At 50.6% G+C, this 24,746-nt stretch carries 22 protein-coding genes; 12 read left to right on the top strand and 10 right to left on the bottom strand.

All coding sequences use genetic code 11. The features are described from left to right. Nucleotides 1-10 precede the first annotated feature (10 nt). From yycF to ACFQ3W_RS09515, 5 genes are all read left to right on the top strand, one after another. Nucleotides 11-724, top strand: a complete 714-nt coding sequence (gene yycF / locus ACFQ3W_RS09535) for a response regulator YycF (RefSeq protein ID WP_379318988.1) — start codon at nucleotides 11-13, stop codon at nucleotides 722-724. Between the two features lies 1 nt (nucleotide 725). Continuing rightward, nucleotides 726-2,558, top strand: a complete 1,833-nt coding sequence (walK, locus tag ACFQ3W_RS09530; protein ID WP_379318987.1) for a cell wall metabolism sensor histidine kinase WalK — start codon at nucleotides 726-728, stop codon at nucleotides 2,556-2,558. Continuing rightward, nucleotides 2,555-3,847 carry a YycH family regulatory protein gene (locus tag ACFQ3W_RS09525; protein ID WP_379318986.1) on the top strand — a complete coding sequence of 431 codons (1,293 nt, stop codon included), beginning with the start codon at nucleotides 2,555-2,557 and terminating at the stop codon, nucleotides 3,845-3,847. Before walK ends, ACFQ3W_RS09525 begins: the two co-directional genes overlap by 4 nt. 309 nt (nucleotides 3,848-4,156) lie before the next feature. Then, entirely contained in the window at nucleotides 4,157-4,906 is a 750-nt protein-coding gene (yycI, locus tag ACFQ3W_RS09520; protein ID WP_379319063.1) for a two-component system regulatory protein YycI, read from the top strand. An 8-nt stretch (nucleotides 4,907-4,914) separates the two neighbouring features. Further along, nucleotides 4,915-5,721: an MBL fold metallo-hydrolase gene (locus tag ACFQ3W_RS09515; protein ID WP_379318985.1), complete on the top strand. Its 807-nt coding sequence runs from the start codon at nucleotides 4,915-4,917 to the stop codon at nucleotides 5,719-5,721. 511 nt (nucleotides 5,722-6,232) lie between these two features. On the opposite strand, the gene ACFQ3W_RS09510 is transcribed toward ACFQ3W_RS09515, so the two are convergent. From ACFQ3W_RS09510 to ACFQ3W_RS09485, 6 genes are all read right to left on the bottom strand, one after another. After that, entirely contained in the window at nucleotides 6,233-7,549 is a 1,317-nt protein-coding gene (locus ACFQ3W_RS09510) for a 6-phospho-beta-glucosidase (RefSeq protein ID WP_379318984.1), read from the bottom strand. 6 nt (nucleotides 7,550-7,555) lie between these two features. Then, entirely contained in the window at nucleotides 7,556-8,551 is a 996-nt protein-coding gene (locus tag ACFQ3W_RS09505; RefSeq protein WP_379318983.1) for an N-acetylglucosamine kinase, read from the bottom strand. A gap of 6 nt (nucleotides 8,552-8,557) precedes the next feature. Then, entirely contained in the window at nucleotides 8,558-9,550 is a 993-nt protein-coding gene (locus ACFQ3W_RS09500; RefSeq protein WP_379318982.1) for a LacI family DNA-binding transcriptional regulator, read from the bottom strand. A 97-nt stretch (nucleotides 9,551-9,647) separates the two neighbouring features. After that, nucleotides 9,648-11,036 carry an ABC transporter substrate-binding protein gene (locus ACFQ3W_RS09495; protein ID WP_379318981.1) on the bottom strand — a complete coding sequence of 463 codons (1,389 nt, stop codon included), beginning with the start codon at nucleotides 11,034-11,036 and terminating at the stop codon, nucleotides 9,648-9,650. A gap of 61 nt (nucleotides 11,037-11,097) precedes the next feature. Beyond that, on the bottom strand, nucleotides 11,098-11,985 hold the full coding sequence (locus ACFQ3W_RS09490) for a carbohydrate ABC transporter permease (RefSeq protein WP_379318980.1): 888 nt from the start codon (nucleotides 11,983-11,985) through the stop codon (nucleotides 11,098-11,100). Further along, on the bottom strand, nucleotides 11,985-12,872 hold the full coding sequence (locus tag ACFQ3W_RS09485; RefSeq protein WP_379319062.1) for a carbohydrate ABC transporter permease: 888 nt from the start codon (nucleotides 12,870-12,872) through the stop codon (nucleotides 11,985-11,987). The genes ACFQ3W_RS09490 and ACFQ3W_RS09485 overlap by 1 nt, the downstream gene beginning before the upstream one ends. A gap of 694 nt (nucleotides 12,873-13,566) precedes the next feature. On the opposite strand from ACFQ3W_RS09485, the gene ACFQ3W_RS09480 reads away from it, so the two are divergent. Next, nucleotides 13,567-13,797: a DUF5316 family protein gene (locus ACFQ3W_RS09480; protein WP_379318979.1), complete on the top strand. Its 231-nt coding sequence runs from the start codon at nucleotides 13,567-13,569 to the stop codon at nucleotides 13,795-13,797. Between the two features lie 75 nt (nucleotides 13,798-13,872). Here the strand turns inward: ACFQ3W_RS09480 and ACFQ3W_RS09475 are convergent, their stop codons facing one another. Both ACFQ3W_RS09475 and ACFQ3W_RS09470 read right to left on the bottom strand, forming a co-directional pair. Next, nucleotides 13,873-14,628 carry a hypothetical protein gene (locus ACFQ3W_RS09475; RefSeq protein ID WP_379318978.1) on the bottom strand — a complete coding sequence of 252 codons (756 nt, stop codon included), beginning with the start codon at nucleotides 14,626-14,628 and terminating at the stop codon, nucleotides 13,873-13,875. A gap of 170 nt (nucleotides 14,629-14,798) precedes the next feature. Next, a complete protein-coding gene (locus ACFQ3W_RS09470) occupies nucleotides 14,799-15,005 on the bottom strand; it encodes a hypothetical protein (RefSeq protein WP_379318977.1) in 207 nt (68 codons plus the stop codon). A gap of 689 nt (nucleotides 15,006-15,694) precedes the next feature. On the opposite strand from ACFQ3W_RS09470, the gene ACFQ3W_RS09465 reads away from it, so the two are divergent. The 5 genes from ACFQ3W_RS09465 to ACFQ3W_RS09445 all read left to right on the top strand — a co-directional run bounded on the left by ACFQ3W_RS09465 (nucleotide 15,695) and on the right by ACFQ3W_RS09445 (nucleotide 22,142). Then, complete coding sequence (locus tag ACFQ3W_RS09465; protein WP_379318976.1) at nucleotides 15,695-16,960, top strand: S1C family serine protease; 1,266 nt, start codon at nucleotides 15,695-15,697, stop codon at nucleotides 16,958-16,960. Between the two features lie 130 nt (nucleotides 16,961-17,090). After that, nucleotides 17,091-18,770 carry a glycerol-3-phosphate dehydrogenase/oxidase gene (locus tag ACFQ3W_RS09460; protein WP_379318975.1) on the top strand — a complete coding sequence of 560 codons (1,680 nt, stop codon included), beginning with the start codon at nucleotides 17,091-17,093 and terminating at the stop codon, nucleotides 18,768-18,770. An 84-nt stretch (nucleotides 18,771-18,854) separates the two neighbouring features. Beyond that, the gene (locus ACFQ3W_RS09455; protein WP_379318974.1) at nucleotides 18,855-20,282 is read left to right on the top strand and encodes a CAP domain-containing protein; all 1,428 of its coding nucleotides are present in this window, start codon (nucleotides 18,855-18,857) and stop codon (nucleotides 20,280-20,282) included. A gap of 167 nt (nucleotides 20,283-20,449) precedes the next feature. Next, on the top strand, nucleotides 20,450-20,617 hold the full coding sequence (locus ACFQ3W_RS09450) for a CxxH/CxxC protein (protein ID WP_379318973.1): 168 nt from the start codon (nucleotides 20,450-20,452) through the stop codon (nucleotides 20,615-20,617). Nucleotides 20,618-20,753: 136 nt separating this feature from the next. After that, nucleotides 20,754-22,142, top strand: a complete 1,389-nt coding sequence (locus ACFQ3W_RS09445; protein WP_379318972.1) for an alpha/beta hydrolase family protein — start codon at nucleotides 20,754-20,756, stop codon at nucleotides 22,140-22,142. A 36-nt stretch (nucleotides 22,143-22,178) separates the two neighbouring features. Here ACFQ3W_RS09445 and ACFQ3W_RS09440 read toward each other — a convergent pair whose 3' ends face one another. Then, entirely contained in the window at nucleotides 22,179-23,054 is an 876-nt protein-coding gene (locus ACFQ3W_RS09440; RefSeq protein WP_379318971.1) for a hypothetical protein, read from the bottom strand. Between the two features lie 41 nt (nucleotides 23,055-23,095). Further along, a complete protein-coding gene (locus ACFQ3W_RS09435) occupies nucleotides 23,096-23,656 on the bottom strand; it encodes a TetR/AcrR family transcriptional regulator (RefSeq protein ID WP_379319061.1) in 561 nt (186 codons plus the stop codon). Between the two features lie 357 nt (nucleotides 23,657-24,013). Between ACFQ3W_RS09435 and rlmH the strand changes: the two genes are divergently transcribed. Next, nucleotides 24,014-24,493, top strand: coding sequence for a 23S rRNA (pseudouridine(1915)-N(3))-methyltransferase RlmH (gene rlmH / locus ACFQ3W_RS09430; protein WP_379318970.1), 480 nt, complete (start codon nucleotides 24,014-24,016; stop codon nucleotides 24,491-24,493). Nucleotides 24,494-24,746: the final 253 nt, after the last annotated feature.

Raw genomic sequence — 24,746 nt, 5'->3', positions numbered from 1 at the left:
AGTCGAAATCATGCAAGGAAAAATTCTAGTGGTGGATGATGAGAAGCCCATTGCAGATATTTTGAAATTCAATTTGGAAAAAGAGGGCTACGAGGTGATTCTGGCCTTTGACGGGATTGCGGCAGTCGAGTTGGCCTTCTCCGAGCAGCCGGATTTGATATTGCTTGATCTCATGCTGCCAGGCAAAGACGGCATGGATGTATGCAGGGAGGTTCGGGCGAAGCTGGAAACTCCGATTATTATGCTGACGGCTAAGGACGGAGAGATCGACAAGGTGCTGGGGCTGGAGCTTGGCGCGGACGATTATGTCACCAAGCCGTTCAGCACGAGGGAACTGCTGGCAAGGGTTAAGGCGCAAATGCGTCGGCAACAGAAGCCGACTGCCAGTGAAGGGACGGAAGTGAAACAGGGTATTACCCTGTTTGAGTTGTTCATAGATACAGATATGTATACCGTCTACAAAAATGGCGAGCCTCTGGATTTGACTCATCGGGAGTTCGAGCTCGTGCATTATTTGGTGAAGAACGCCGGAAAGGTGATGACCCGAGAGCACCTGCTGCAGGCGGTATGGGGCTTCGAATATTTCGGCGACGTGCGCACGGTCGATGTGACGATTCGGCGGCTGCGGGAAAAGATCGAAAATGATCCGAGCAAGCCGGATTATATACTGACACGGAGGGGACTCGGATACATGATGCGGAGTCCCAAGGCGGGTGGCTTCTAGGATGAATCGGCTGTCTTCCTTCTTTCGCACGATCCAGGTCAAGCTGATCATCATTTATGTGCTGCTCATTCTGATCGCGATGCAATTGATCGGGGTCTATTTTGTCAGCGCCATGAAAACCTCATTGACCAGCAACTTCACTAAAGAGCTGCAGGAGCGGGCGGAGCTGCTATCCGTACTGGCGGCGCAGAACCTGGGTGCGACCGGGGAATCGGCGGATGAATCGATGGAGAACCTGCGCGTGCTGGTTAACAACCTGTTTAACATGAACGGTGCAGAGATTCAGGTGCTGGATGCGAGCGGGAAGGTGCTGACGACGTCCAAGCCTTCGCATGCGGACTATGTAGGGACCAAGAACATGCAAACCGTGGTCAGCCGGGCGCTGCAGGGCATCCGCGACAACGAGGAGTACATCATCGATGAGGACAATGTCCGCAAGAAGGTTGTAGCCAAACCGGTCATCAGCGGAGGCAAAATTGTCGGCGCGATCTACATCGCGGCTTCGATGAGCGATTTGTACAGCACGATGGAACGGGTGAACAATATTTTCATCTCCGGGATGTTCCTGGCCCTCGCACTAACCGCGGTACTCGGCGTCATTCTGGCCCATGCGATTACGTCTCCGATCAAGGAGTTAACGCGGCGGGCTACGGCGGTGGCGGAAGGGGAATTTCAGCAGAAGATGCCGATGCTCGGCAATGATGAAATCGGGCAGCTCAGCAAAGCGTTTAACTATATGACAAGCCGGTTGCGGGACGCACTCGCGCAAAACGAGGAGGAAAAGGAGAAGCTCGCTTCCATTTTGACGAACATGAGCGACGGGGTCATTGCCACGGATGAGACCGGGAAGGTTATTTTGATGAATCGGCGGGCCGGAGAGATGCTGCAAGTGGAGGACGGGCATGAAAACGTTGAAGGTGTAGACATTATGTCACTGCTGCATTTGCCTCCGGAGGAGCGCGATGTGCTGGAGCATGGTATGATGCACTCGATGATTATTAAAAACGGCACGCCGGACGGCAACGAGTTTCTCATTCGTGTGACGTTTACGCCGATTCACCGGCGGGAATTCGGAATCATTGGAACTATAGCCGTTCTCCAGGACGTTACGGAGCAGGAAAAGCTGGAGGCATCGCGCCGCGAATTCGTAGCGAATGTATCGCATGAGCTGCGGACGCCGTTGACGACGATCAAGAGTTATACGGAGGCGCTCGAGGACGGAGCGCTGCAGGACCCTGAGCTTGGGCCGCGGTTCACCTCTGTCATTCAGAACCAGACCGAGCGGATGATTCGCCTCGTGACGGATTTGCTGCACCTGTCGCGGCTGGATTCCAAGGAAGCGCTGCTGCGCAAGCAGCCGACCAGCGTGATGGAGATGCTGGAGGAGGTAGCGGACCGTTTTTCATTCCAAATGCGGGAGAAAGATATCAAACCGACAATTTTTATCGGAAGTGGCGTGGAGACGGCTTGGCTTGACCGGGATCAGATCGATCAGGTGCTGGACAACCTTATTTCCAATGCGATGAAATACACACCGGAGGGCGGAGCTATCTCTATTGAGGCACGCATTAGTGAGGACGGACAGCTTGCCATATCGGTTCAGGACAACGGGATTGGTATTCCGAAGAAGGATTTGGACCGCATTTTCGAAAGATTTTACCGCGTAGATAAGGCGCGTTCACGGAATATGGGCGGGACAGGCCTCGGCCTGTCGATTGCCCGGGAAATTGTTAAAGCACACGGCGGAACCATCTCTCTGCAGTCGGAATTTGGCAAAGGAACGAAGGTTACATTTACTATACCGATGACCAACCAAGGAGGCGAGGCGATGTGAAGGAGAGAATCAAATCGCTGACACTGGCCTTGCTGGTCGTATGCAGTCTGGTACAAAGCTATTTTTTGATCTATCAGCTGCCGGGCAGTGATCCTGTCGTCAAAACGGAAAGCGATTATGTCCGCACGGAAAATATGGGGACTACCGTGGAAGCCGATAAGCTGCTTTTCCCGGCGCAGATAGCGATTCATTTGGGCAAGGAGCGGCATACGGTTTTTTACCCTGATTCGACGTTCTATAATTTGATATATTCACGGCTGAAGGGCCGCCAGTTTGACGGATTTCAGCGCAACAGCATCAAAAATATCGATTGGGCCGACATTCGCAGCAACCATATCGGGATCGAGCTGCAATTCGGCGGTGGCGTTCCGGTGGCTTTGCTGCAAAAGGTGATGCAGATTAAGCCGGATCCGCTGTTTGAAGGGGAAAATGTCAACCGGCTGCTCATTTACAATGCCGGGCCGCAGGACCAGGTGCGCGTATTTTTCTTCAGCTCGCAAGGCGATGTCGTCTACGAGGCGACCAAAGCGGACCTTACAGTGCAGGACGTGCAGCAGCAAGTGGACTTCGGCAAGGATTGGGTGCCGTACACGCTGGAGAACGGGTATTACGTTCCCGAACAGTCGATCGATATCGTAGAAACAGGCCTGAATATTGATGTTTACACCATTGAACAGATGCAGCGCAGCTTGTTTTTTGACCCAAGCATTACTCGTTATATTCGGGAAAAAGACGGCTCGGAGATTTATACGGACAGTAAGCGGAGTCTCCAGGTGAAGCAGGACCGCAATTGGATCAATTATACCGATCCGGCCGCGCCTTCAGCCGGGGAGAACAGTCCGAGCAAAAACGTGCTGTCCGCCGTTGACTTCGTCAACCAGCACGGCGGCTGGAACGGGAAATACCGGCTGAGCCGCAGCGACGGGATGGATGAGGATCGTCATCGGGTTGCTTTTCAGCAATATTTTGGCACGGGGCAGTTCGGAGCTTTTCCGGTGATAGATTTGTCCACCTTCCATTACGGCATGATTACGCTGGAAATGCGCCAGGGGACGATTACCGGGTATGAGCGGTCCCTGATTTACGGATCAGGGGGCACATGGAAGAAGGAAGTAGTTTCCCTGCCGGGCGGCAAGGAGCTGCGGGAGCAAATCAAGCGGCTGAAGGCGGAATCGGGTATCGCCAATTTGTATCCCGCCTACCTGCCTACCCAAGTGCGTGGAGGCATTTTGCTTAAACCGATGTGGATCGCCGAGCTCGAAAATGGGGCGACAAGGGTGCTGAATTGACCGTAGCTGTATGCCAGCTATATAAGTTGAACTAAAGAAAGAGCGGAACAAAGGCAAGAGGGTTCAATATTCTAAACCATACACATTTTAGAATATTGAACCTAGGAGAAATGATTCTGAAGAAGCGAAGCGTTCGCCTTTGTTCCTGGATTTCTACCATAGTATGAACTTAGTTTATTCATAGAAATCCGGGAACAACAGCGATCGTAAGAACATTTCACCCGTCTGCCTCTATACGCACAATCAATAGTTCGACTTATTTAGGAGAAGCGGAGTTGTGAAGTCAAATCTCGAAGGGAGGTTGGGATGATGGATTGGGGACGGGTAAAAAACGTGCTGATCTATGCTTTTTTACTGCTGAACCTGGTGCTCGGCTATCAGCTCTGGAACGATTTGCGGGAGCAGGTGGACTCCAATTTAGACATCGCCTCCCTCGAAAATAATATTCAAAAAGCGATGGATGACAAACAGATTCGGGTGCTCGCCAAAATTCCAAGCGACACGCCGGAGCTGCCGAAGATCGCCTACCGGATCGTTAATGGGGAACAAGGCGGCAAAATGATCAATCTGCAGACAACGGTCGATAGTAAGCTGATATTTGCACCGCGCGATCTTGCCAGCGCCTTGAAAACGAGTCTGCCGGACATCGGAAATTACCGCTATGACGAGGCGGCCAGCAGTTCGAGCGTATTCGTTCTGCACCCGCTGGTCGACGGGAAATGGCCGCTCTTTAAAATTGATCTTAGGCTGTACAACAGCAATCAGAAGATTATTTCCTACCGCCTCCAGGCGATCGAGGTTAGTCAACTTCAGCAGGAGAAGCCTCAGCGGGTGCTATCCGCCTCCAAGGCGCTGGGCAACCTGATTGAGAATTTCCTGCCGGTCGGTTCCGTCGTTACGGAGGTTGAGCTGGGCTATTACGGCGAAGTGTTTGATTCCGACGCCCATCTGCCGGCCGCTCCGGCTTGGCGGTTTATGCTGGAGAGCGGGAAGGAGTATTATGTACAGGGGATTAACGGCGACGTTATTAGTCCGAACACAGAGAAAGCAAAGGAGTAAAGGGAGAAATGGGAATGCGATTTTCAGTGCTGTCGAGTGGTTCGACAGGGAATGCGACGGTTGTCGCCAACGGCGAAGTCATGCTGATGATCGATGCGGGCCTCAGCGCCAAGCGGATCGATGAGCTGCTGATGGAGCGCGGTGTCAGCGCACAGGAGATAAGCGGCATTCTGGTGACGCATGAACACTCCGATCATATTAAAGGGATTGGCGCAGTGGCCCGGAAATACAATATTCCAGTCTATGCGAATGAGAATACCTGGGCTGCCATGGAGAAGGCGGTCGGCACGATTCCAGACGGGAATCGGCTGGTGCTGGGGACCGGGGAGACGCGAGATTTCGGGTCTCTGCGGGTGGAATCTTTTGCGATATCACATGATGCGGCGGAGCCGGTAGGATACTGCTTCTACGATGGGAAAGAAAAGCTGAGCGTTTGCACAGACCTCGGATATGCGAGCGACAAGGTCAAGGAAGCGATCTGCGATTCGGACGTGCTGGTGCTTGAAGCGAACCATGACATCGAGATGCTGCGCATGGGCCGTTATCCATGGAACATCAAGCGGCGGATTCTCGGCGATTTGGGTCACTTGTCCAATGAGGCGACGGGCGAGTTGATGAGCGAGCTGCTGAACGGGCGCTTGAAGCGGACGTATCTGGCTCATCTCAGCCGGGAGCACAACATGCTCGATCTGGCTAAAATGTCCGTGCGCAGTTCGATGGAGGACCGCGGTTGCTTCTACAAGGACAGCGAGTTCAAGCTTTGCGAGACGTATTATGATCGGCCCACTCCGTGGGATGTGCTGAGCGAGCGGTAATTGCGCGGGCGGGGCGTAGTCCGCAGCTATGGTGCGGATGCTGTTGGGCGTAGTGAGTCCCCGGTAAAGCCGCAGTACTGGCTAAGCATTGACAAGCACCGGTAGGTCCGGAAGCCTCGGAAGCCCCGGCCTTAGCAATTAATTGTATTTTGTACATTTAAAATCCGATCAACCCGCGATTTAGAGAAAATAGCTGCAAAAAGTACATTTAAATGAGGCTAGTAGGCGGGGAGACACGATCTGGGCTGTTTTTAGCTGCACTTTTTACAATTAAAATCGGGAAACTGCAAATAATCGGGAAAATAGCTGCACTTTTTGCATTTAGTTGCCGTATGGTGCGGATGAATGGTATAGATGTCTGGATGCGGAGGACTGGTGGGGTAGGCGCCTAGGTGCGAGTTGTTGGAGCAGCGAGGCCAAGGCTATGCGTCGCCCTGCGGCAGATACAATGTGGCATAGAAAAAGGACCTAGCGGTGGGTTTCAAATCACTGCTGGGTCCTTTCTATATAATTATGCCTTATGGAAAAAGTTAGGCAGATACGCCTTGTTCGCTTCAAGCATTTCGTCCAGCATGCGGACCGCAACGTCTACCGAAGGGACGAGCGGGTGGTGGACCATCGCTTGCAAAGCCAAGTCACGGTCGCCGATGACGGCAGCATCGATGGCGAGCGACTCGTACGTTTTCACGGCATGAATGAGTCCTTTGGCCATCGGCGGTACTTTCGTGAGCGGCAGCGGGAGCGGACCGTTCTTGGTTACGACGCAGTTGACCTCGATGCTGGCATCGTCCGGCAGGAAATCGATGATGCCGCGGTTGGCGACATTCAGGGTCTGGATGTCGTTCGTCCCGTTATAGAGCGAGCGCATCAGGTTGACCGCCGCCTCCGAGTAATAGGCGCCGCCGCGCTGCTCAAGCTGCTTCGGCTTCTCCTTCAGCTCGGGATTGCCGTAGAGCTCGAACAGTTCCTCTTCGACTTGCTTGACGACCTCGGCGCGGTTTTTGCCCTGTTTCAGGGAACCCAGTTGCTCTTCGAGCATCGCATCGGTCATGTAATAGTACTTCAAGTAATAGGAAGGCAAGGCGTGCAGGGAGCGCAAAAATTCAGGATTCCATTCATTGGCCGGTACGTTCTTGGCGCTATAGCCAGCTGTGTCCGCCAGCATCTCATCCAGCTTGTCTTCGCCTTCAACGTCGATCCGCGTAATCCAGTGCAGGTGATTGAGGCCGACGAATTCCGCGTAAATGCGGTCCGGGGCAACGTCATACTTGGATGATACCTGTTTAAGTAGCCCGATGGGGGCATTGCAAAGGCCAATGCTTTTTACCTTGGAGTATTTCAGTACGGCTTCCGTCACCATGCCTGCCGGATTGGTGAAATTCAGCATCCAGGCATTCGGAGCGAGTTCCTCGATATCCCGGCAAATATCGAGCAGCACCGGGATTGTCCGCAGCGCCTTCATCATACCGCCGGGGCCGGTCGTTTCCTGTCCGATGACGCCGTATTTCGGCGGGATGGACTCGTCGCGGGCGCGGGCGTCCAGCATGCCGACCCGTATTTGCGTGCTCACGAAATCGGCGCCTTCAATCGCTTTTCGGCGGTCGGTCGTCAAATAAACCTTGATCGGCAGCCCGGATTTTTCTACCATGCGTTGCGCCAGGCTGCCGACGATGTTCAGCTTGCGCAGCCCAGGTTCAATATCGACGAGCCAAAGCTCGCGAACAGGCAGCTCATGATAGTGAAGAATGAAGCCCTCTACCAATTCCGGTGTATAAGAAGATCCACCGCCGATCACGGCGATCTTTAATCCTTGCTTAGGTTCTGCCAAGATCAATCACTCCTGTCTTGTCGTTATCTTGATATCAGCAAACTCACGGTAATTCACCATTTTTGCATAAATTCCTTGATCTATCTCAAGTCCATCTACTTCTAAAGCAGCCCAAACTGCGCCGACCACAGGTTCGGTAGTTAACGTAACGATCGAAGCACCCGGCGCAATCGCCCGGACTGCTTGCTCAATCGGCCCCCGAATCCAGCCGCGATCCCCGCGGGTTAGCAAGCTGCCGGCGAGCACGACGTCGAACGTCTCCGTTTCCATTCCGAGCTTGCGAATGACCGCAACCGCAGATTTCCCCAATTCCACGCCTTGCCTGTGCAAAATTTCCACCGCAACCGCGTCATTTTCCGCAGCCGCCGAGAACAGCAGCCTCGCGGCATCGACGGGCACATGCTTGCCCAGGTCCAGAAACTCTTCGTACATGTCGGCGACTCGTTCATATCCCAGCAGTCTCAGCAACTTTTCGGTCAGTAGGGTTGGCTGTTCCCGGCCCTCCCAGGCCCGAACGACAGAGCGAAAAACCTCCACGCTCAGCGCACCACCGCCGCCAAAATCCCCGTACATGTAATCAAAACCGCCGATTTGCACATGTTTGCCTTGCGGGTTGCGCCCCGCGGCGTTCGTGCCGGTGCCGCAAATCAAGGCCACGCCATAGGGGCGGTTTGTGCCTGCTCTTAGTCCGATCATCGTATCGCAATTGATCGTATATGACGTAAATCCAACCCGCTGCACCAGCGGATGGAGAATGCGGTAATCCGCCTCGCGGTCGGCTCCGGCAAGCCCCAAATAGGCGTGACGGAGGTCCCCCATGCGGAGTCCAGCCTCGTCTAAAGCCATATAAGCCGCTTCGCGAATGCTAGCCTCGGCCCTGGCCACACCCATCTGGTGATTTCCGTTGCCGCTATGGCCTTTGCCGAGCACATTGCCGTATTCATCGGTCACCAGGGCATAGGTTTTGGTGCCGCCCGCGTCGATCCCCATGTAGTAAGCCAATAGTCGTCACTCCTTGTTAGCGGTAGTTTCCCGTATGATCAGCTCCGGATCAAACCGCTGGCTGGAGCCGCGTTTCATACGTCCGTCGATGCGCTTGAGCAGCATATCCGCAGCGGCTAGCGCAATTTTGTCGGCCGGCTGGCGGACCGTCGTCAATGGAGGCCGGAGCTGCGAAGCGATATAGTGATCGTCATAACCGACGATAGCCACCTGCTTCGGTACAGATACGCCGGCTTCCATTAGGGCGTTGAGGACGCCTAGAGCAATATTGTCGTCACCGGCGAATACGGCGTCAGGCAGCTTGCCTTCATGAAGCCAACGTTGACATGTGTCGTACCCGAACCCAATTCCAAAATCTCCGTGCACAATTTCAAACGGCTCGAGCCCCTTTTCCTGTAAAGCCTGCATAAATCCACTCCGGCGCTCCCGCGTACTGCGGAACATCTCTTGTCCGCAAAGATGGGCGAGCGAGGTGTACCCGAGGTCCAGCAGGTGCTTGGTGGCTGCGTATCCGCCGTGATAGTTGTCGATGGTGACGGAGTAGGCGTCATTTTCCGGCTTCTGATTGTCGATCAGCACGTAGGGGATGGAGCGACGCTTCAGCTCTACAATGAAATTGTCCTCCTCGATCGGGGAGAGCAGAATCAGCCCGTCCACGCGATCCTCCTGAATCAAGTAATGATTCTCATCAGAACCGATGCCAGTAGAAACCGAGATAGCCAGATAATAACCGTGCAGGGCTAACACCTCATTCAGTTCCTTCACCACCGCGTCAAAAAAAGAATCCTGCAGCGTCGTCACAATGACGCCGATAATTCCCGTCTTACCCCGCGCGAGGCTGCGGGCTGCCGCATTCGGCCGATAATCGAGCTCTTTCATGGCCTCGAGCACCTTTTGCCGATTTTTTTCGCGTACGCTTTCCGCGCCGTTTAATACCCGGGAGACCGTTACGACGGATAACCCGGATTTTTTAGCTACATCAAAAATGCTTACCTTCATCTCAATTTCTCCTTGCGGCAGATTTTCCGCGCCTGAATTTCTTTTCCTAAGTATATCAGGCACGGTGTGCTGTCCGCTAAACATATGAAGTTTTCGATTACTTCCGCTGCAAAATTTCGGTGACCTTCTTCTGAATGGTCGGCATGACTTCCGCTACCGTTTTGTGCCCTGTCTCGATCGGCTGCATTTCGTTAATGAACATATCGTTGATCTGCGAGTAGTTTGTGATCAGGTGGTTATAGGACTCAAAACCGTATTTCGTTGCGCCCTCGTATACCTTCTTCACATCCTCCGGATTGATGCCTTCAAAATGCTTGTAATACACTTCGGCTGCTTTGGTATTGACCGGCGGATTGCCACCGCTCAGATCAATCGATTTCTCCTGAACCTCATCGGTGAGCAAATATTTAATCCATTCAAAAGCTTCCTTCGGGTGCTTGGAGTCCTTCAAAATCATCAGCGGGTCCACGAACAGCGTGCTGCGGACTTTGTCGTTGCCGCCCCACGGCACTGCAGCCACGCCGACCTTAAATGGAAAATCGTTCGCGCCGGCCAGGTTCCAGGAGCCGCCGACAGACATGCCGATTTTGCCTGCGACGAACGGGTCGCCATTTTGACCGGCTACGCTTTTGCTCCATTCGGAGGTCGGGGACACCTTATCCTTGAACACCAGGTCAAACAGCTTGTTGTAAGCTGCGATAACTTCCGGCGAATCAAAGTGCGTTTCGGAAGGGACGCCGCCGTTCGTCCAGGTATCCTCAGAGTATGGCTCCGCCCCAAAGTACAGCGGCCGCATATCGCGCTCGGCCCAAGTAAAATCCACGCCGTATTGCGTTTTGGCAATGTCCTTGGAGACGACCGTCAGCTTCTTCGCATTCTCGACCATTTTGTCGAATGTCCAGCTCTTGTCTTCATAATCGCTTGGCGGGTAGGGAAGCTTGGCGGCGTCGAACATGTCCTTGTTGTACAGCATCAGCGTCACGTACATGTTGACCGGAATGCCGTACGTTCTGTCCTTGACCTTGTAAATGTTCATCAGATGATCAGGAATGCTGTAGTCGGCGGCGTTGAAGTTTTCCTCCTTCATCAAGTCGGTTAAATCGAGCAGCATGCCTTTGTTGTAGTACTCGGCAAAACCGCCATAGCCGTAGTGGCTCGTCACATCGGGCGAATTGCCGCCGGCGATGAGCGTTTGCAGCTTGCTATCAAACTGCTCGTAAGGAGCTTTTTCCACTTTAACCTTAATGTTCGGATGCGCTTTTTCAAATTCCGGGATTAACTGCTCGATAAATGTCCGGTCGGGAGAATCAATGGTGTAGTGCGTGATCGTGACCTGTTCGGACTTTCCGCCGCCGTTATTACCACCTGCGCCAGGGGCAACATCGCCGGCCGATTTGCCGCCGCTGCAGCCGGACATCACCATTGCTACCAACAGGATCGTACTGAGTAGTGCGGTAAAACCTCGCTTTTTACTGCTTTTTCTCATAAAGCCATTTCCTCCTTAAATTCAAAAATTGAACTTTGGGCCGCTTCTGATTAGCGGCAGGTTATGACTTGATGCCTGTAAGTACAATGCCTTCTACGAACTGCTTCTGAGCTACGGCAAACAGCGTGACGATCGGCACCATCGCAAGCACGGACGCCACCATCAGCAAATGCCACGGCGGAATGCGGAACCGCGACGAGGTGAGGGAGGCCATGCCGACCGGGAGCGTAAACAGATCGGAAGAGCTTAAGTAGAGCACGGGTGTCAGCAGGTCATTCCAGCTGTATATGAAAGCAAAAATCGCAACGGTTGCGAGTGCCGGACCCGAAAGTGGCAGGGCAATTTTGTACCACATGCGCACCTCGCTGCAGCCGTCGATACGTCCGGCGTCGAACAGCTCCTCGGGCAGCGTGGAGAAGAACTGGCGCAGCAAAAAGATATTGTATGCCGATCCGAAAAAGGACGGCACAATCAGCGGCAGGAAGGTGTCGATCCACTGCAGCTTGGAGAACAGCACGAACTGCGGAACCATTATCGCCGGATAAGGCAGCATCATCGTGCTCAGCAGGAGCATGAACCAGAAGCTATTGCCTTTGCCCTTGTATCTGGCGAAGCCGTAGGCGACAAGCGCCGAGGAGAGCAGGGTGCCGAATACGGTAACGATGGCAATGATCAAGCTGTTTTTGTATAGGGTGGCAAACTGCAGCGTGTCGAAAATTTCCTTATAGTTGCTAAAGCTCCAGGCCTCCGGCAGAAAGGTAGGGGGGAACTTCAGCATTTCCCGGTGCGATTTGAGCGATGTGGAGACCATGAAGAACAGCGGCAGCAGCATAAGAAAAGTGGTAATAATCAGCGTAATAAAACTGACGATCTTCACCGCATCCGGTTTGCGACGGGATCTAGATGCGCCGGGTGCAGAACCGGTGGTTGTGGCCGGAAGACTGCTCATTAGCGCCCGCCTCCTTCATAGTGAACATAACGTTTGGACACCTTCATGACGATAGCGGTACAAAGCATGACGGCGATCAGCAGCACCCAGGCGAGAGCCGAGGAATAACCGGCGCGGTATTCTTTAAAGGCGCTGGTATACAGGTTATACACGTAAAACCAAGTGGAGTAGTTAGGCCCGCCCTGCGTCATGACAAAAGCTTGCGTAAACACCTGGAACGAATCGATGATGCCCATAATGAGCTGGAACAGCAGCACTGGGGAAATCATCGGCAGCGTGACGTTCAGGAAAATGCGGAACCGACCGGCCCCATCGAGCTTGGCGGCTTCAACCAGACTGGCGGGAACCCCCTGCAGACCAGCAAGGAAAAGAATCATGCCCGAGCCTGCGGTCCAGAAGGTCATGATGATTAACGCATACAGCGCGGTATCCGGGTCCATCAGCCAGGCCGGACCATGAATGCCAAACCAGGACAAAATGTAATTAAACAGCCCGATTTGCGGATTGAAAATCCAGTACCACAAGAGCGACATGGCCACACCCGACACCATACTCGGAAAATACATCGCCGTCCGGAAGAACCCGCGGAGTGGGAGCTTCTGGTTTAGCAGCAAAGCAAATCCGAGCGCTAGCAGCAGCTGAATCGGGACACTGATGAATGTAAATTTCAGCGTCACCTCGACGGACTTCCAGAACAGGTCGTTGTGAAGCATCTCGTTGTAGTTGGCAAGCCCGACAAACTTAGGCGGGTGGATAATGTCATAGTCCGTAAAGCTGTAATAAAGCGAAGCTAAAATCGGATACAGAGCAAAAACCAGAAATCCGAGAAGCCACGGAGAGATGAACAGGTACATGTAGAGCGTTTGCCGCCGGCCTTCACGATGCATCACAGATACACCAACCCCCTTTTAAAAAGTTTAAGCGCTTTAACTTTTGGCGGACAGATAGAGTGGATAATGTGCATATGTATGGGTCTAGTTTGGTACAAAAGTTAAAGCACTTTAATTTCTTCTGTTGACACCCCTATCATAGAAGATCACTTCAAAATAATCAACCCCTATTTTGCACTTTGGAATCGCTTTCTGTAAGGATACATGACATTTCCTCATGCACTTTGGGCCGTTTTTAGAGAGCAATCGCTTAAAACCAGGGGGTTTTAAGTGGGAATACTACATATATGTTAATTTACGTAACATAAATAAGGTGAAGGGGATTTCGGGGAAAATAAAAATGCCAAATAAGCCCGTGTTAAGGGGCCAGGGATAAATAAAATTGATAGGCTCATGGCAACAAAACTTACATCCGTAAAAGAGAGCTACCGCCGAAGAATGGGCAACCATGGACTGTTGCAACAGTAAATTGTGCTTTTAATGCAGTTCCTTAATTCGATGGCCAAAGTATTTTGCTCCTTTTTAGATTAAAAGTTGAACTGTTATTTCCTGCTTTTAATCACATCAATTAAATTTTTAAACTTATCCTCTTGATGATACCTGTGGAGTTATAGACGTTAATGAAAATATCATGGTAAAATAACTTTATTCTCCATTTTTATAATATTGGTGTTAGATAGGATGTGATTCTTTGATTATTAAAATTATGTTTTGGATAGGTGCATTCTTCCTAATACTTTCAATTGCATTGAGTGGTATAGCTGTAAGTGGAGATCGTATACGTGCTAATTATTATAATGAACGAGATGCCGATCCAGATGGAAAAGAGAGAAGGAGTCGATTAAAATGGACATTAATTTTTTTCCTAGTTTCTGTTGTTTTTATTGCTCCAACATTTATTATATATTTGATTAATAAGTAGTTTTAGTCTCTACTATAAGTGAAAATACCCCAATCTCTTCGACAGAGTTGGGGTATTTTTTGAAAGATAGTCAAATTAAGCTTTATAATTATTTACAAGTGGAGATGGTGTCCATGTAGTTGTGCCACGCTTATATGTTACCTTAGTAGTACATCCCACTACTGTCCCCATGGTACCATTACCGCCTCCAGCAGAAGTTACAGGTTTCCAGGATGATGGAACATCATAGTCAAAAGTAAGACCTGATACTTTCCATTCGATAGAGTCACTAAATCCGACCCCACCGTATGTTGCACCACCTTGTCCTGCAGTTATGGTTCCACTTGTGATAGATACATTTGTATCTAATGTCCATCCTCCAGAAATATGTTGTAGATCCCAATATTTAACTCCTCTTGGATCATACCAATCATCAACGTAAATTGTAGAATAAGCTTTATTGCCTAGAGTTTGATCATCTTCCGATGCGTATTTGGATTCATCATAAGTAAAAGATGTAATTGCTACTCTATTAAGAATAGTTCCATTGGCCTTTTTGGCAGTTTGTAAGAGTTGCGCTGTTCTAAATACTTTTTCATTTCCTTGAGATCCATCATTAATTTGAATATTTGGTACTGGAGAGAGGTCATTTAAAGGTATATCACTGATTCCTTTCTTTGCTCTTTCCTTCAGTTCTTTTAAATTCTTAATTTCTTCTTTACTATAAGTAATAGTAAGGTTCTCTTTGGAGAAAATATCCTGGTTGTTATCTTTACTTTTTGCAAATGCTTGTGCACCAAATGAAGACATGGAAAGAGACACAACAATAGCTAGAGAAATAATTTTGGTCATTTTACCTAATTTAATCAACATTTCTTTATAGTGTATTTTATTACCATAACATAATGATTCTATATAAATTTTGTATTTCCTTCTTATTTCAATGAAATCTCAAGGGTCATTCCTCATTTTCATTTTTTCCTCTAGTAGCTAATTAACTTTGCGTGGAACAATGGAGAGGGCTACACCGGAGGAAACGGCGGCGTCGTCAAAAAACCGTCAATCTCCAGTGCCTTCTTCTCGATTTCTTCCCGCGACAAAATTCCCTTCTCCATCAACAGCTCCATGATCACGCTTAGCGTAAGCAGCTGATGGTAATGCTCCTCCTTCATATCAGCCAATTTAGCCAGTACATTTACCTCATTCATCGAAGCGGATGAGTAGTCCATTTTTGATCCTCCTAAAAGTTTTGTGAGCGACGCTTCCAGAATAAGCTACGAGCAAAACTTACTTCGGAAGCATACGCTTAGTTTTGTGAGCGACGCTTCCAGAATAAGCTACGAGCAAAACTTACTTCGGAAGCATACGCTTAGTTTTGTGAGCGAAACTTCCAAGAGTAAGCTGCGAGCAAAACTTACTTCGGAAGCATACGCTTAGTTTTGTGAGCGACTCTGTTCTGCTAAACCTTCCAAGCACCATTCAATCCTTGTTAGATTAGTTTCCATAAATAAGCCGAGATTTGTTATTGATATTTCCAGAAAGCTATCTCCAAGGTGCCATTTTCATAGACTGCCGAACCCCTAAAAAACCGCCTGAAATCCCGAAAATTCCCTGATAGATAAATGCTTCAGTGTCATCAAAATATGGTAAAATAAATCTATCAATCTATTGGGCTTACAATTAGTGTAGTCGGCAATGAAGTCAAACATTCCTAAAAACAGAAAAAAGCTGTAAAACAACCCAGGAAGGCGGCAACATCTGTGCTGTTTGTCACGTTAAGATAATAGGTAAAGAAACGTGTGGCATATGAGTTTGCCGTACCGGCATAAAGTTGAAAGGGACCTTTTGCTTGGCGGGAATAGACCCATATAAGTGGCGACCGATGATCTTGGGTAAGTGATGGAGGGGGAGAGTACAGATGGGATTGTTTGATGATGATTTTTATTCCACAAAAGTGCCAAAACGCCGCGTGCGCATGTCGGAGGGCGGCGACCAGCACTGGCATGGAGGACACCATAGGCAGGGCTTGTCCACGCTTCAAATCTCACTGATCTCTTCCATTTTGAGCGCGGTCGTGGCTGTATTGCTGTTCAGCTTCATCACCGGGCTACCTTCCTCCAATTCGCGGCATGCAGCCTCAGGGTCGGCAGCCGTAGGCTTGGATTCAAGCGATCCGGATAATCGGATTATTGCTGCGGCCGCCAAGGCTGCTCCGGCGGTGGTTAGCATTTTGAATCATAGCGAGCAGTCGAAGGAGGAGGACCCGGAGCAGGCCGCTCTAGGTTCCGGGGTTATTTTTAAGAAGGAAAAGGGCAAGGCCTTCATCATTACGAACAACCATGTTATCAGCGGCGCCGAAAATCTGGAGGTTGTTACAAGCGACGGGAATTCGCGTAAAGCCAAGGTAACCGGGAAAGATTCGATCGATGACCTCGCCGTGCTTGAGGTAGATGCTGATGGGATCGACACGGTGATAGATCTGGGGGATTCCAAAAAGCTCCGCCAGGGAGAAACGGTCATTGCCGTTGGCAACCCACTTGGGCTTGGGGGTACGCTGACGAGGGGAATAGTTAGTTTTACCAACCGAATGATTCCAGTTTCGCTGAACCAGGATGGCGTTTACGACTGGGAGCAGGAGGTCATCCAGGTCGATGCGGCGATCAATGAAGGCAACAGCGGAGGCGCGTTGGTGGATCTGAACGGACGTTTGATCGGCATCAACACGATGAAGATATCCGATACCGGCGTAGAAGGACTCGGGTTCGCTATTCCAGTAAATGATGTGATGAAAACGGTCGACGACCTGATGCTGCATGGGAAAGTGGTGCGTCCATATTTGGGCGTTTACACGCTCGACCTGAACAACTCCTACGCTCAGATTACCGATGAGCAGAGGAAGGATTTGAAGCTTCCTGATCATGTCACTTCCGGCGCGATTGTGCTTGAAGCCCATGGGCCCGCAAAGGATGCGGGGCTGCGGCTGAATGATGTCATTACTCAGCTCGACAAACAGCCGATTGAATCGACTATGGAGCTGCGCCGATATTTATATGAAGACAAGAAGATCGGCGAGGATATGGAGATCAGCTTTTATCGGGATGGCAAGCTGGAAAGTGCAACGGTAAAGCTGACGGATAAGCCTTCCGATACGGAGATAGAAAACGGATTAGAAGATAACAAATAGACAGCAGCGTACTCGGCATATACCTGCCGATATCGTAAAGAGATTCCTTACATGACAGCCGTGAGACCGGACGACTGAGGTGTAGATGGAATCTCTTTTTTTGGTTGTCAACATGAGAGGGGAAGCGGTAATGGCATTTTCGTTTTCTGGCAAGGGGAGGGGCAGCATCCTTGAGCAAATGACACAGGAGCATCTGGACGTCCTCGTCATAGGCGGGGGGATTACCGGGGCGGGGATCGCGCTGGATGCGGCAGTCCGGGGAATGAAGGTTGGACTCGTGGAGATGCAGGACTTTGCCGCAGGAACGTCAAGCCGTTCGACCAAGCTGGTCCATGGCGGGCTGCGCTATTTGAAGCAGCTGGATTTCGGCGTGGTCGCGGAGGTAGGCAAAGAGCGGGCTATCGTGTATGAAAATGGGCCACATGTGACGACGCCGGAGTGGATGCTGCTGCCGTTTTATCAAGGCGGAACCTTCGGCAGATGGAGTACATCGCTTGGGCTGCGAGTATATGACTACCTCGCCGGGGTCCGGCGGGAGGAGCGCCGGCACATGCTTTCCGCCGAGGACACGCTTGGAAAAGAGCCGCTGCTGAAGGAAGCAGACCTAAAGGGTGGAGGGTACTATGTCGAGTATCGAACCGACGACGCCCGGCTGACGATTGAGGTGCTTAAGGAGGCGGCTGCCCGGGGAGCCCTGGCCGTTAACTATGCGCGGCTGCAGCGGTTTACATATACGAAGGGCCGGGTTTCAGGGGCCATGATCAAGGATGAAATCAGTGGGCGAGAATGTGAGCTTCGTGCGCGAACCATCGTCAATGCCGCCGGACCTTGGGTGGACACGCTGCGGGAGCTTGATCGCTCCAGGCAGGGGAAGACGCTGCAGCTTACCAAAGGCGTGCACCTAGTCATTGACGGGCAGCGATTCCCACTAGGGCAGGCGGTTTATTTTGATACGCCGGATGGGCGCATGGTGTTTGCGATTCCCCGCGAGGGCAAAACGTATGTTGGCACAACCGATACAGTGTATCAAGGGGATATTGCCCGTCCGCGCATAAACGAAGCCGATCGCCAGTACGTAATCGATGCGATTAATGGCATGTTTCCTACGCTGGCAATTACAGCGGAGGATGTCGAGTCCAGCTGGGCGGGGGTGCGCCCGTTAATTCACGAGGACGGAAAATCCCCCTCGGAGATTTCCCGAAAAGATGAGATTTGGCAGTCGGCGTCGGGTCTCATTACGATTGCTGGCGGCAAACTGACGGGCTACCGTAAAATGGCGGAGACCGTAGTCGACCGCGTAGCCGCCAAGCTGCAGCAGGAGCAGGGTTTAAGCTTCGCAGCTTGCTCCACCCGGCGGCTGCCGATTTCCGGTGGACAGGTGGGCGGCTCGGTGGCGTTCCCGGAATATATCCGGGCCAAAACCGCGGAGGCTGTCGCCGCTGGAGTTCCGCAGGAGCTGGCCATTAAGTGGGCCGAGAAATACGGCTCGAATGCTGACCGTCTTATCTTGCTGGTGAAGGAAATCCTTCGCAGCCAGGAGACGCTCACCGGGGCGGACGCTGACGGATTGCCGCTTGAGGTGTCGGTGCCGCTAAGATATGCGCTGGAGGAAGAGATGGCGGTGAAGCCGGTGGATTTTTTTATTCGCCGTACAGGCGCATTGCTGTTTGATATCTCCTGGGTTCGGCAGTGGAAGGAGCCGGTGCTGAGCTTTATGAACCGTTATTACGGCTGGGCGCCCGAGCGAAGACGAAGATATGCAGATGAACTGGAGCAGGCGCTAGTCGAAGCAGTTGTGCCTGAGAAATAGAAATGTTGGAAGGAAAAAGGAATTCCCCGGGTTCTGTCGAATTATAGACTGATTTATTTGCAGCTAAGGAGAGTGACAGAGCCGATGAACAAGCTTATCAAACGGGGAATTAGCAGTTTAGCGATTCTAGCGATTGCGGGATCGACGATGTTGGGGGCAGGGCATTCCGCCTTGGCCAAGGCGGCCAATTTCTCGGACGTGCCGAGCACCCACTGGGCCTATTTTATGGTACAGTGGTCCGCTGAAAATGCAATTACGGACGGGTATCCGGATGGAACGTTTCGTCCTTCCCAGGCTGTAACGGAAGCGGAATTTTTAGTGATGCTGCTGCGAACCTATCCTGAGATTACCGTCGACGATAAACAAGCGGGTGAACCGTGGTATGCGCCATATTACAAGCTGGCATCCGAGGTGAATTGGCCGGTTCAGGAACAGCCGGACAAGCATATGACACGCGGTCAGGTGGCTTGTTTGATTGCCGCTGTGTTGGGACAGCCATCCCTAACGGAAACGGAAGCGGCCCAGCTGCTGCTGAATGAGGGAATCGCGCAGGGCAAGCCAGGTAGCGGCAGTGGAGTCATGGGTTTTGCTTCAAATGACAAGTTGTCTCGTTCGGAGGCACAAACCTTCCTATACCGCTTGAAGAAACAACTGCCGAAGGTGACGAACCCTCAGCTGATCAAACCGCAAATCAAGCTGCAAGGGATCGTGCTGGGCGACTCGGAGGCTTGGCTCGTTCAGACGCTGGGGCAGCCGGACCGAAAGGATTACATTAACGACAAGATGGAATGGTATATCTACAAAAGGGACTATAAACATTATGCCCAAATTGCAGTCGCTGACCAGAAGGTGGTTGCGCTCTTTTCCAATGGAGAGGGTTGGCAGTTTGAAGCCGGGGATACCCGCGGATTAACCGATTTAGGGACGCGGGCGGAGCAACTGTGGGGCAAGACGGACGAGCCGGAAAACCATGAAGCGGTATACACCTTAAGAGGAAGTGAACTTCATTTGTATCTGGATTCCCATGAGGGCGACCGGGTCGATGGAGCGCTGCTGATGGATCAGGCTTACGCTGAAGCCTATGCATCCTCCGAGCCTTCGGCGGAATGGCTAAGTACGCAGGAGAAGGAAATCTTCGACCTGACAAATGCGTTCCGGCTCCAAAAAGGTCTTAAAACGCTAACCTGGAATGAACCGGCTGCGGTAGCCGCCAGATTGCATGCTCAGGACATGGCGGATCGGAATTATTTTGAGCACAAGAGTCCGGAGGGACGTTCGGCCGGTGACCGTATGGCGGCGCAGGGACTGGTCGCTTTCCGGGCCTGGGGTGAAAATATTGCCGCCGGATACACCGATGGCATCGAAGCGCATTATGGCTGGATCAACTCGGAGGGTCACCGGACCAACATGCTGGACACCGACTTTACGACACTTGGCACCGGGGCGGCCGTTAGTGACAAGCCCAATGATTACGGCAAGTATTATGGGCAAAACTTTTATACGCCTCGCTAAAGCCTTGAGTGAAGGTAGGCATAATCATCGATTTTTAAGGAGGAATCGTCAGGTTTGTTTGACCTGGCGGTTCCTTTTTTTAGCGGAGTATGGTAGAACAGATAAAGGACAACCTGTATTATACAGAGGGCACCCGTAGAGCGGGAAAGAAAGGATGCTTTGAGCGTATGTACGTAGTATGCAAAGATCATGTGGAATTAGCAATCGATATGTTTGTTGATGAATTTGAGGATGCGCCGGATGTCGTCGATTTAGAGCACACGAAGTTTATCGACTGGGAGCCGCCAGTCAAGTGCCAGGAATGCGAGAAAGAGGCGCGTTTTTTGATTGTGTGATTAATTTGATAAACCTTAAGTGGGTATAGCGATAAAGTATAGAGTACGGTGGGACGGTTTCCAGGCCTGAGCGGGGGGAACACGTCCTTTTTTGCATATAGGGAAGCCTATCAAACTTAAGGTGAGGTTACTGATTATGGGAGCATTCCTATTTATAGCGGCGGTAGTGATAGAAATTGCGCTAGCGTTTTTTAGCATCAAGACTCGATCTCCACAGCAAAAAACTAGGGATATGGTAAGGGTTGCAGCATTCGTCGGTTTCGTTCTCCTATGTGCGTTATCCATTGTCGACTGGGGCGTTACTTATTATGCTTTCGCTGGCCTATTGCTGTTGTTGGCACTCATCGGGGGAGTCAGGTTCATTGTACGGGGCAAAAGATTACGGGGCAAAAGACGGCCGCCGAAGGCGTTCAAGCCAGCGCGTGTTGTGTGGAAAGCCGTAGGCATGACGGGGCTGATCTTAGTAGTGGCCTTGCCGGCGATCCTGTTTCCGCTGTATCCGTCGATCGAGACGACTGGCCCCTATCGGGTGGCTACTGCAACCTATACATACACCGATTCAAATCGGGTGGAAACCTATACGAACACCGGTGAAAAAAGAAAGCTGAACGTGGAGCTATGGTATCCGGAATTGGCTGATGCTGAAGCTGTAGTTAGTACCGATGCTAATGTCGAAGCTAATGCTTATTCCGGTGCCGGTGTTAAGCAAACATTTCCGTTGATCGTTTTCTCGCATGGCTCGTTTGGCGTCAAATCAAGCAATGAGTCGCTGTACCTTGAGCTGGCTAGTCACGGGTATGTGGTGTGCTCTATTGACCATACGTATCAAGCTATGTACACTACCGATGACAAAGGACATACCACCAGAATCGACTCGGGTTTTATGAAGGAGATTTCAAAAGAGGACGCGCATAACAACAAGCCGCAAAGCGTCGCCTTTTATCAAAAATGGATGAACATCCGTACGGGTGATATTAAATTTGTGATTGATCATATTAAGGATGAGACCCAAAACACGAATGCTGATTCGGTATATAAGCTGGTGGACTCCACAAAGATCGGCGTCATGGGTCACTCCCTCGGCGGGTCCGCTGCGCTTGGCATCGGCCGGATGCGGCAGGATGTAGGTGCCGTGATTGCGCTGGAATCGCCGTTTATGTACGATATTGAGGGTGTAAAGGATGGCGAGTTTGTCTTCAACGGTCAGAAATACCCTGTGCCTGTACTGAACGTTTATTCGGACTCTTCCTGGGGGCATTTGAGCGAGTGGCCGCAATATAAGGAGAATTATGCTATGCTGACCGATCCTCCGGCGAACGCTTTTAACGTACATATCAAGGGTGTCGGCCATTTGTCGCTGACTGATTTTGCGCTGACCAGCCCGATCCTAACGTGGGTGCTTAACGGGAAAATATCAACCACCAGCACCGAATACTGCCTGAAGACGATCAATAAAGTCTGCCTCGAGTTTTTTGACAGCTATTTGAAGGGCGAAGGGCAGTTTACGGCGGGTGGAGAGTATTAAGTCAGGAGTTTTTAAGGACGACTCAAAACGGGCTATTCAAATTATTTCTTCCGGTTCTTTAATATGCTTGAGAAGGACAACCACGATCACGATACCTATAAGGTTAAACGCGGGAAAAAGAATGATCTCGATCGCAGTCATTTGCACGCCGGCGATCATTTGGCCGATGATCATGGCTGTTAAAGCCGTCAGCATGGTAAGCCCTTTGACACAGATCACCGAAGAAATCAGCAGGCCGAAAGGTTTTCGCTTAAGGAGCAATATGGCGGAAAGGATGGAAACCGGGACGACAAAGCCAAGATCCAGGGCCTGAATGACCAAGGTTGTATAATGGTCCAAACCGGCAGGGGGAGCACCGTCCGTTAAGGATGGAAGGACTTTTCCCAGCCACATCAAACCGATCGCCGTCCCGATAAATAGGAGATATCCGGCTACAGTTTTGACCGGAAGCTGTCGACTGAAGCTATTTTGCAAAACTTTCATATCAAAAGCCATCATGGTAAGCAGAAACGAAAAAAAACTAAGCGACATTAGGCCGACGTCTATGAGGAAAAGGTTATTGTACATGGAGGTAAAAGAATAGGAAGCGTAAGTATAAAGGAAATAAGCCAACGTCCCGGCGAGCAAAATTTGTCCCTTGAGAAGGCGCTTTTTTAGCAGAATTAGTGATGTGGCCAGCAATGGAACGCCTACAAGCAGGGTAACCACATCCTGAGCGATAGCTTGAGACGCCATGGATACGGAATCGTTGCGATACAACCCGGCTCCATAAATCTCGACAGTTTGTCCATATATGGATGTGAATTCATGTCTTGAAGAATCCATGCTGGAGAAAATCCCAGTGGCAGAGGCAGCCACAGATAACAGAATGATAAGTATGCTCAGTGCGGTAATTTCTTTTTGAAATTTCATAAGGAACCCTCCAACCATGTTTTAGTTTCACATCGGCACGATTAATTTAAAGCTTGTATGCAAAATTCAAGAAAATCATCGATCAACCGCCGCTTATGTTCTTCCTCCACTTTTTCCGTAATGATCCTTAGAATGAGACCAAACATCGATGTCCATATGATTTGTGCTGTGATTTCAATCTGGTCGTCTTCGATAAATCGATCCTGAGCATGGTAAAATGCTTGAAGGGATTGACGGAGCACTCCTAAAGCTGGCCGGGCGGTCGATGCCCCTTCAAATAAAACGGCTGTATGGTCTAGAATAGCGGGTGACTCATTGAGCATAATCATTTTGAACTCGTCGCCCATGGTGGTCATCCGTTCGATATATTTGCGCATTCTCATTTTCAGTTTTTCCTCGGGGCTGCCCGTGGGTGGGAATGAAGAAAGATCTTCTGTCATTTGATGGTAGGTACCCATGACAATCTGGTTTAATATTTCCTCTTTGTCTTTAAAATAGTGATAAACAATAGCTGGGGAGTACTCAATTTTATCTGCGATTTTGCGAATGGAAATGTTTTCGATCCCTTCGTCTTTCATGATTTCTCTAGCTGCTTGAAGGATTTTTTCGCGTTTTTCATTTTTCTCTCGTTCTTTGCGCTCTTGAATGCCTATGATAATCGCCTCCTGAAGGGATGGTAGGTTGGCTGATGAAGCTAGCCGGACTCATTTGTTGGGTGGTAGTCATGGGATGTTGAAGAACATTGAACATTGAAAGCCGAGCATGATGTAGTTTCCGTTGAACAGCGTTCAATATTAATACAGTGTTCAACTTAATATTAATGTAAAATAAGCATAGGAAGCTCGTCAAGGTCGGAAAGATAAAGCATGTGCAGAATTTACCTTAGTCGTTGCTAAATTTCACGGGGATGTCAAATATTAAGCCGGATCGCCGGATTTATTGGAAAGTAGGAGGTCATTATGTTTATTCAAATTATTGCCGTCGGCAAATTGAAGGAAAAGTATTTGGTACAGGGGATCGCGGAGTATGCGAAGCGGCTTACGCCGTATGTGAAGTTTCAAGTTCTCGAAGTCCCCGACGAGAAGGCACCGGAGACGATGAGTGAGGCGGAGGTACTTGGCGTGAAGGCGCGAGAGGGCGAGCGCATTCTGGGTTTGGTGAAGAGCGATGCGCATGTCATCGCTCTGGAGGTGGGCGGCGAGCTGTGGAGCTCGGAAGAGCTCGCCGCCTGTTTGGACAGGCTCGGCACGTACGGGACGAGCCATGTCGTGTTTGTGATAGGCGGGAGCCATGGGCTCGCCGATAGTGTACTCAGCCGCGCGCAGCAGCGGCTGTCGTTCGGGCGCATGACGCTGCCCCACCAGCTCATGCGCCTCGTCCTCACCGAGCAGATTTATCGCGCGGTGAAGATCAATCGGGGGGAACCGTATCATAAGTAACGGCGAATTTCTTTACATGAAATATGGGAAGTGAGTTGAAAATTTGCTGCCACTTCAATGTAACGTACAGATCTGAAGGAATGAATGGAAATATGTCGAATTTAAATGAGTGGAGTAATATCTGAAAAAAAAGCGCAGACCTGAATTACAACTAGTATGAATTATTAAATATACAAACCATTGCGGTGTGAAGGGATTGGAAATTAATTGTTAGATTTAATTAAACCGAAACGCATGTAGCTCTGAGGATTAA

The organism is Paenibacillus puldeungensis (genome assembly GCF_042678945.1).
Taxonomy (GTDB): domain Bacteria; phylum Bacillota; class Bacilli; order Paenibacillales; family Paenibacillaceae; genus Fontibacillus; species Fontibacillus puldeungensis.
Note: the sequence above shows the minus strand (reverse complement) of the source record. Positions and strands in the feature narration are given on the sequence as shown.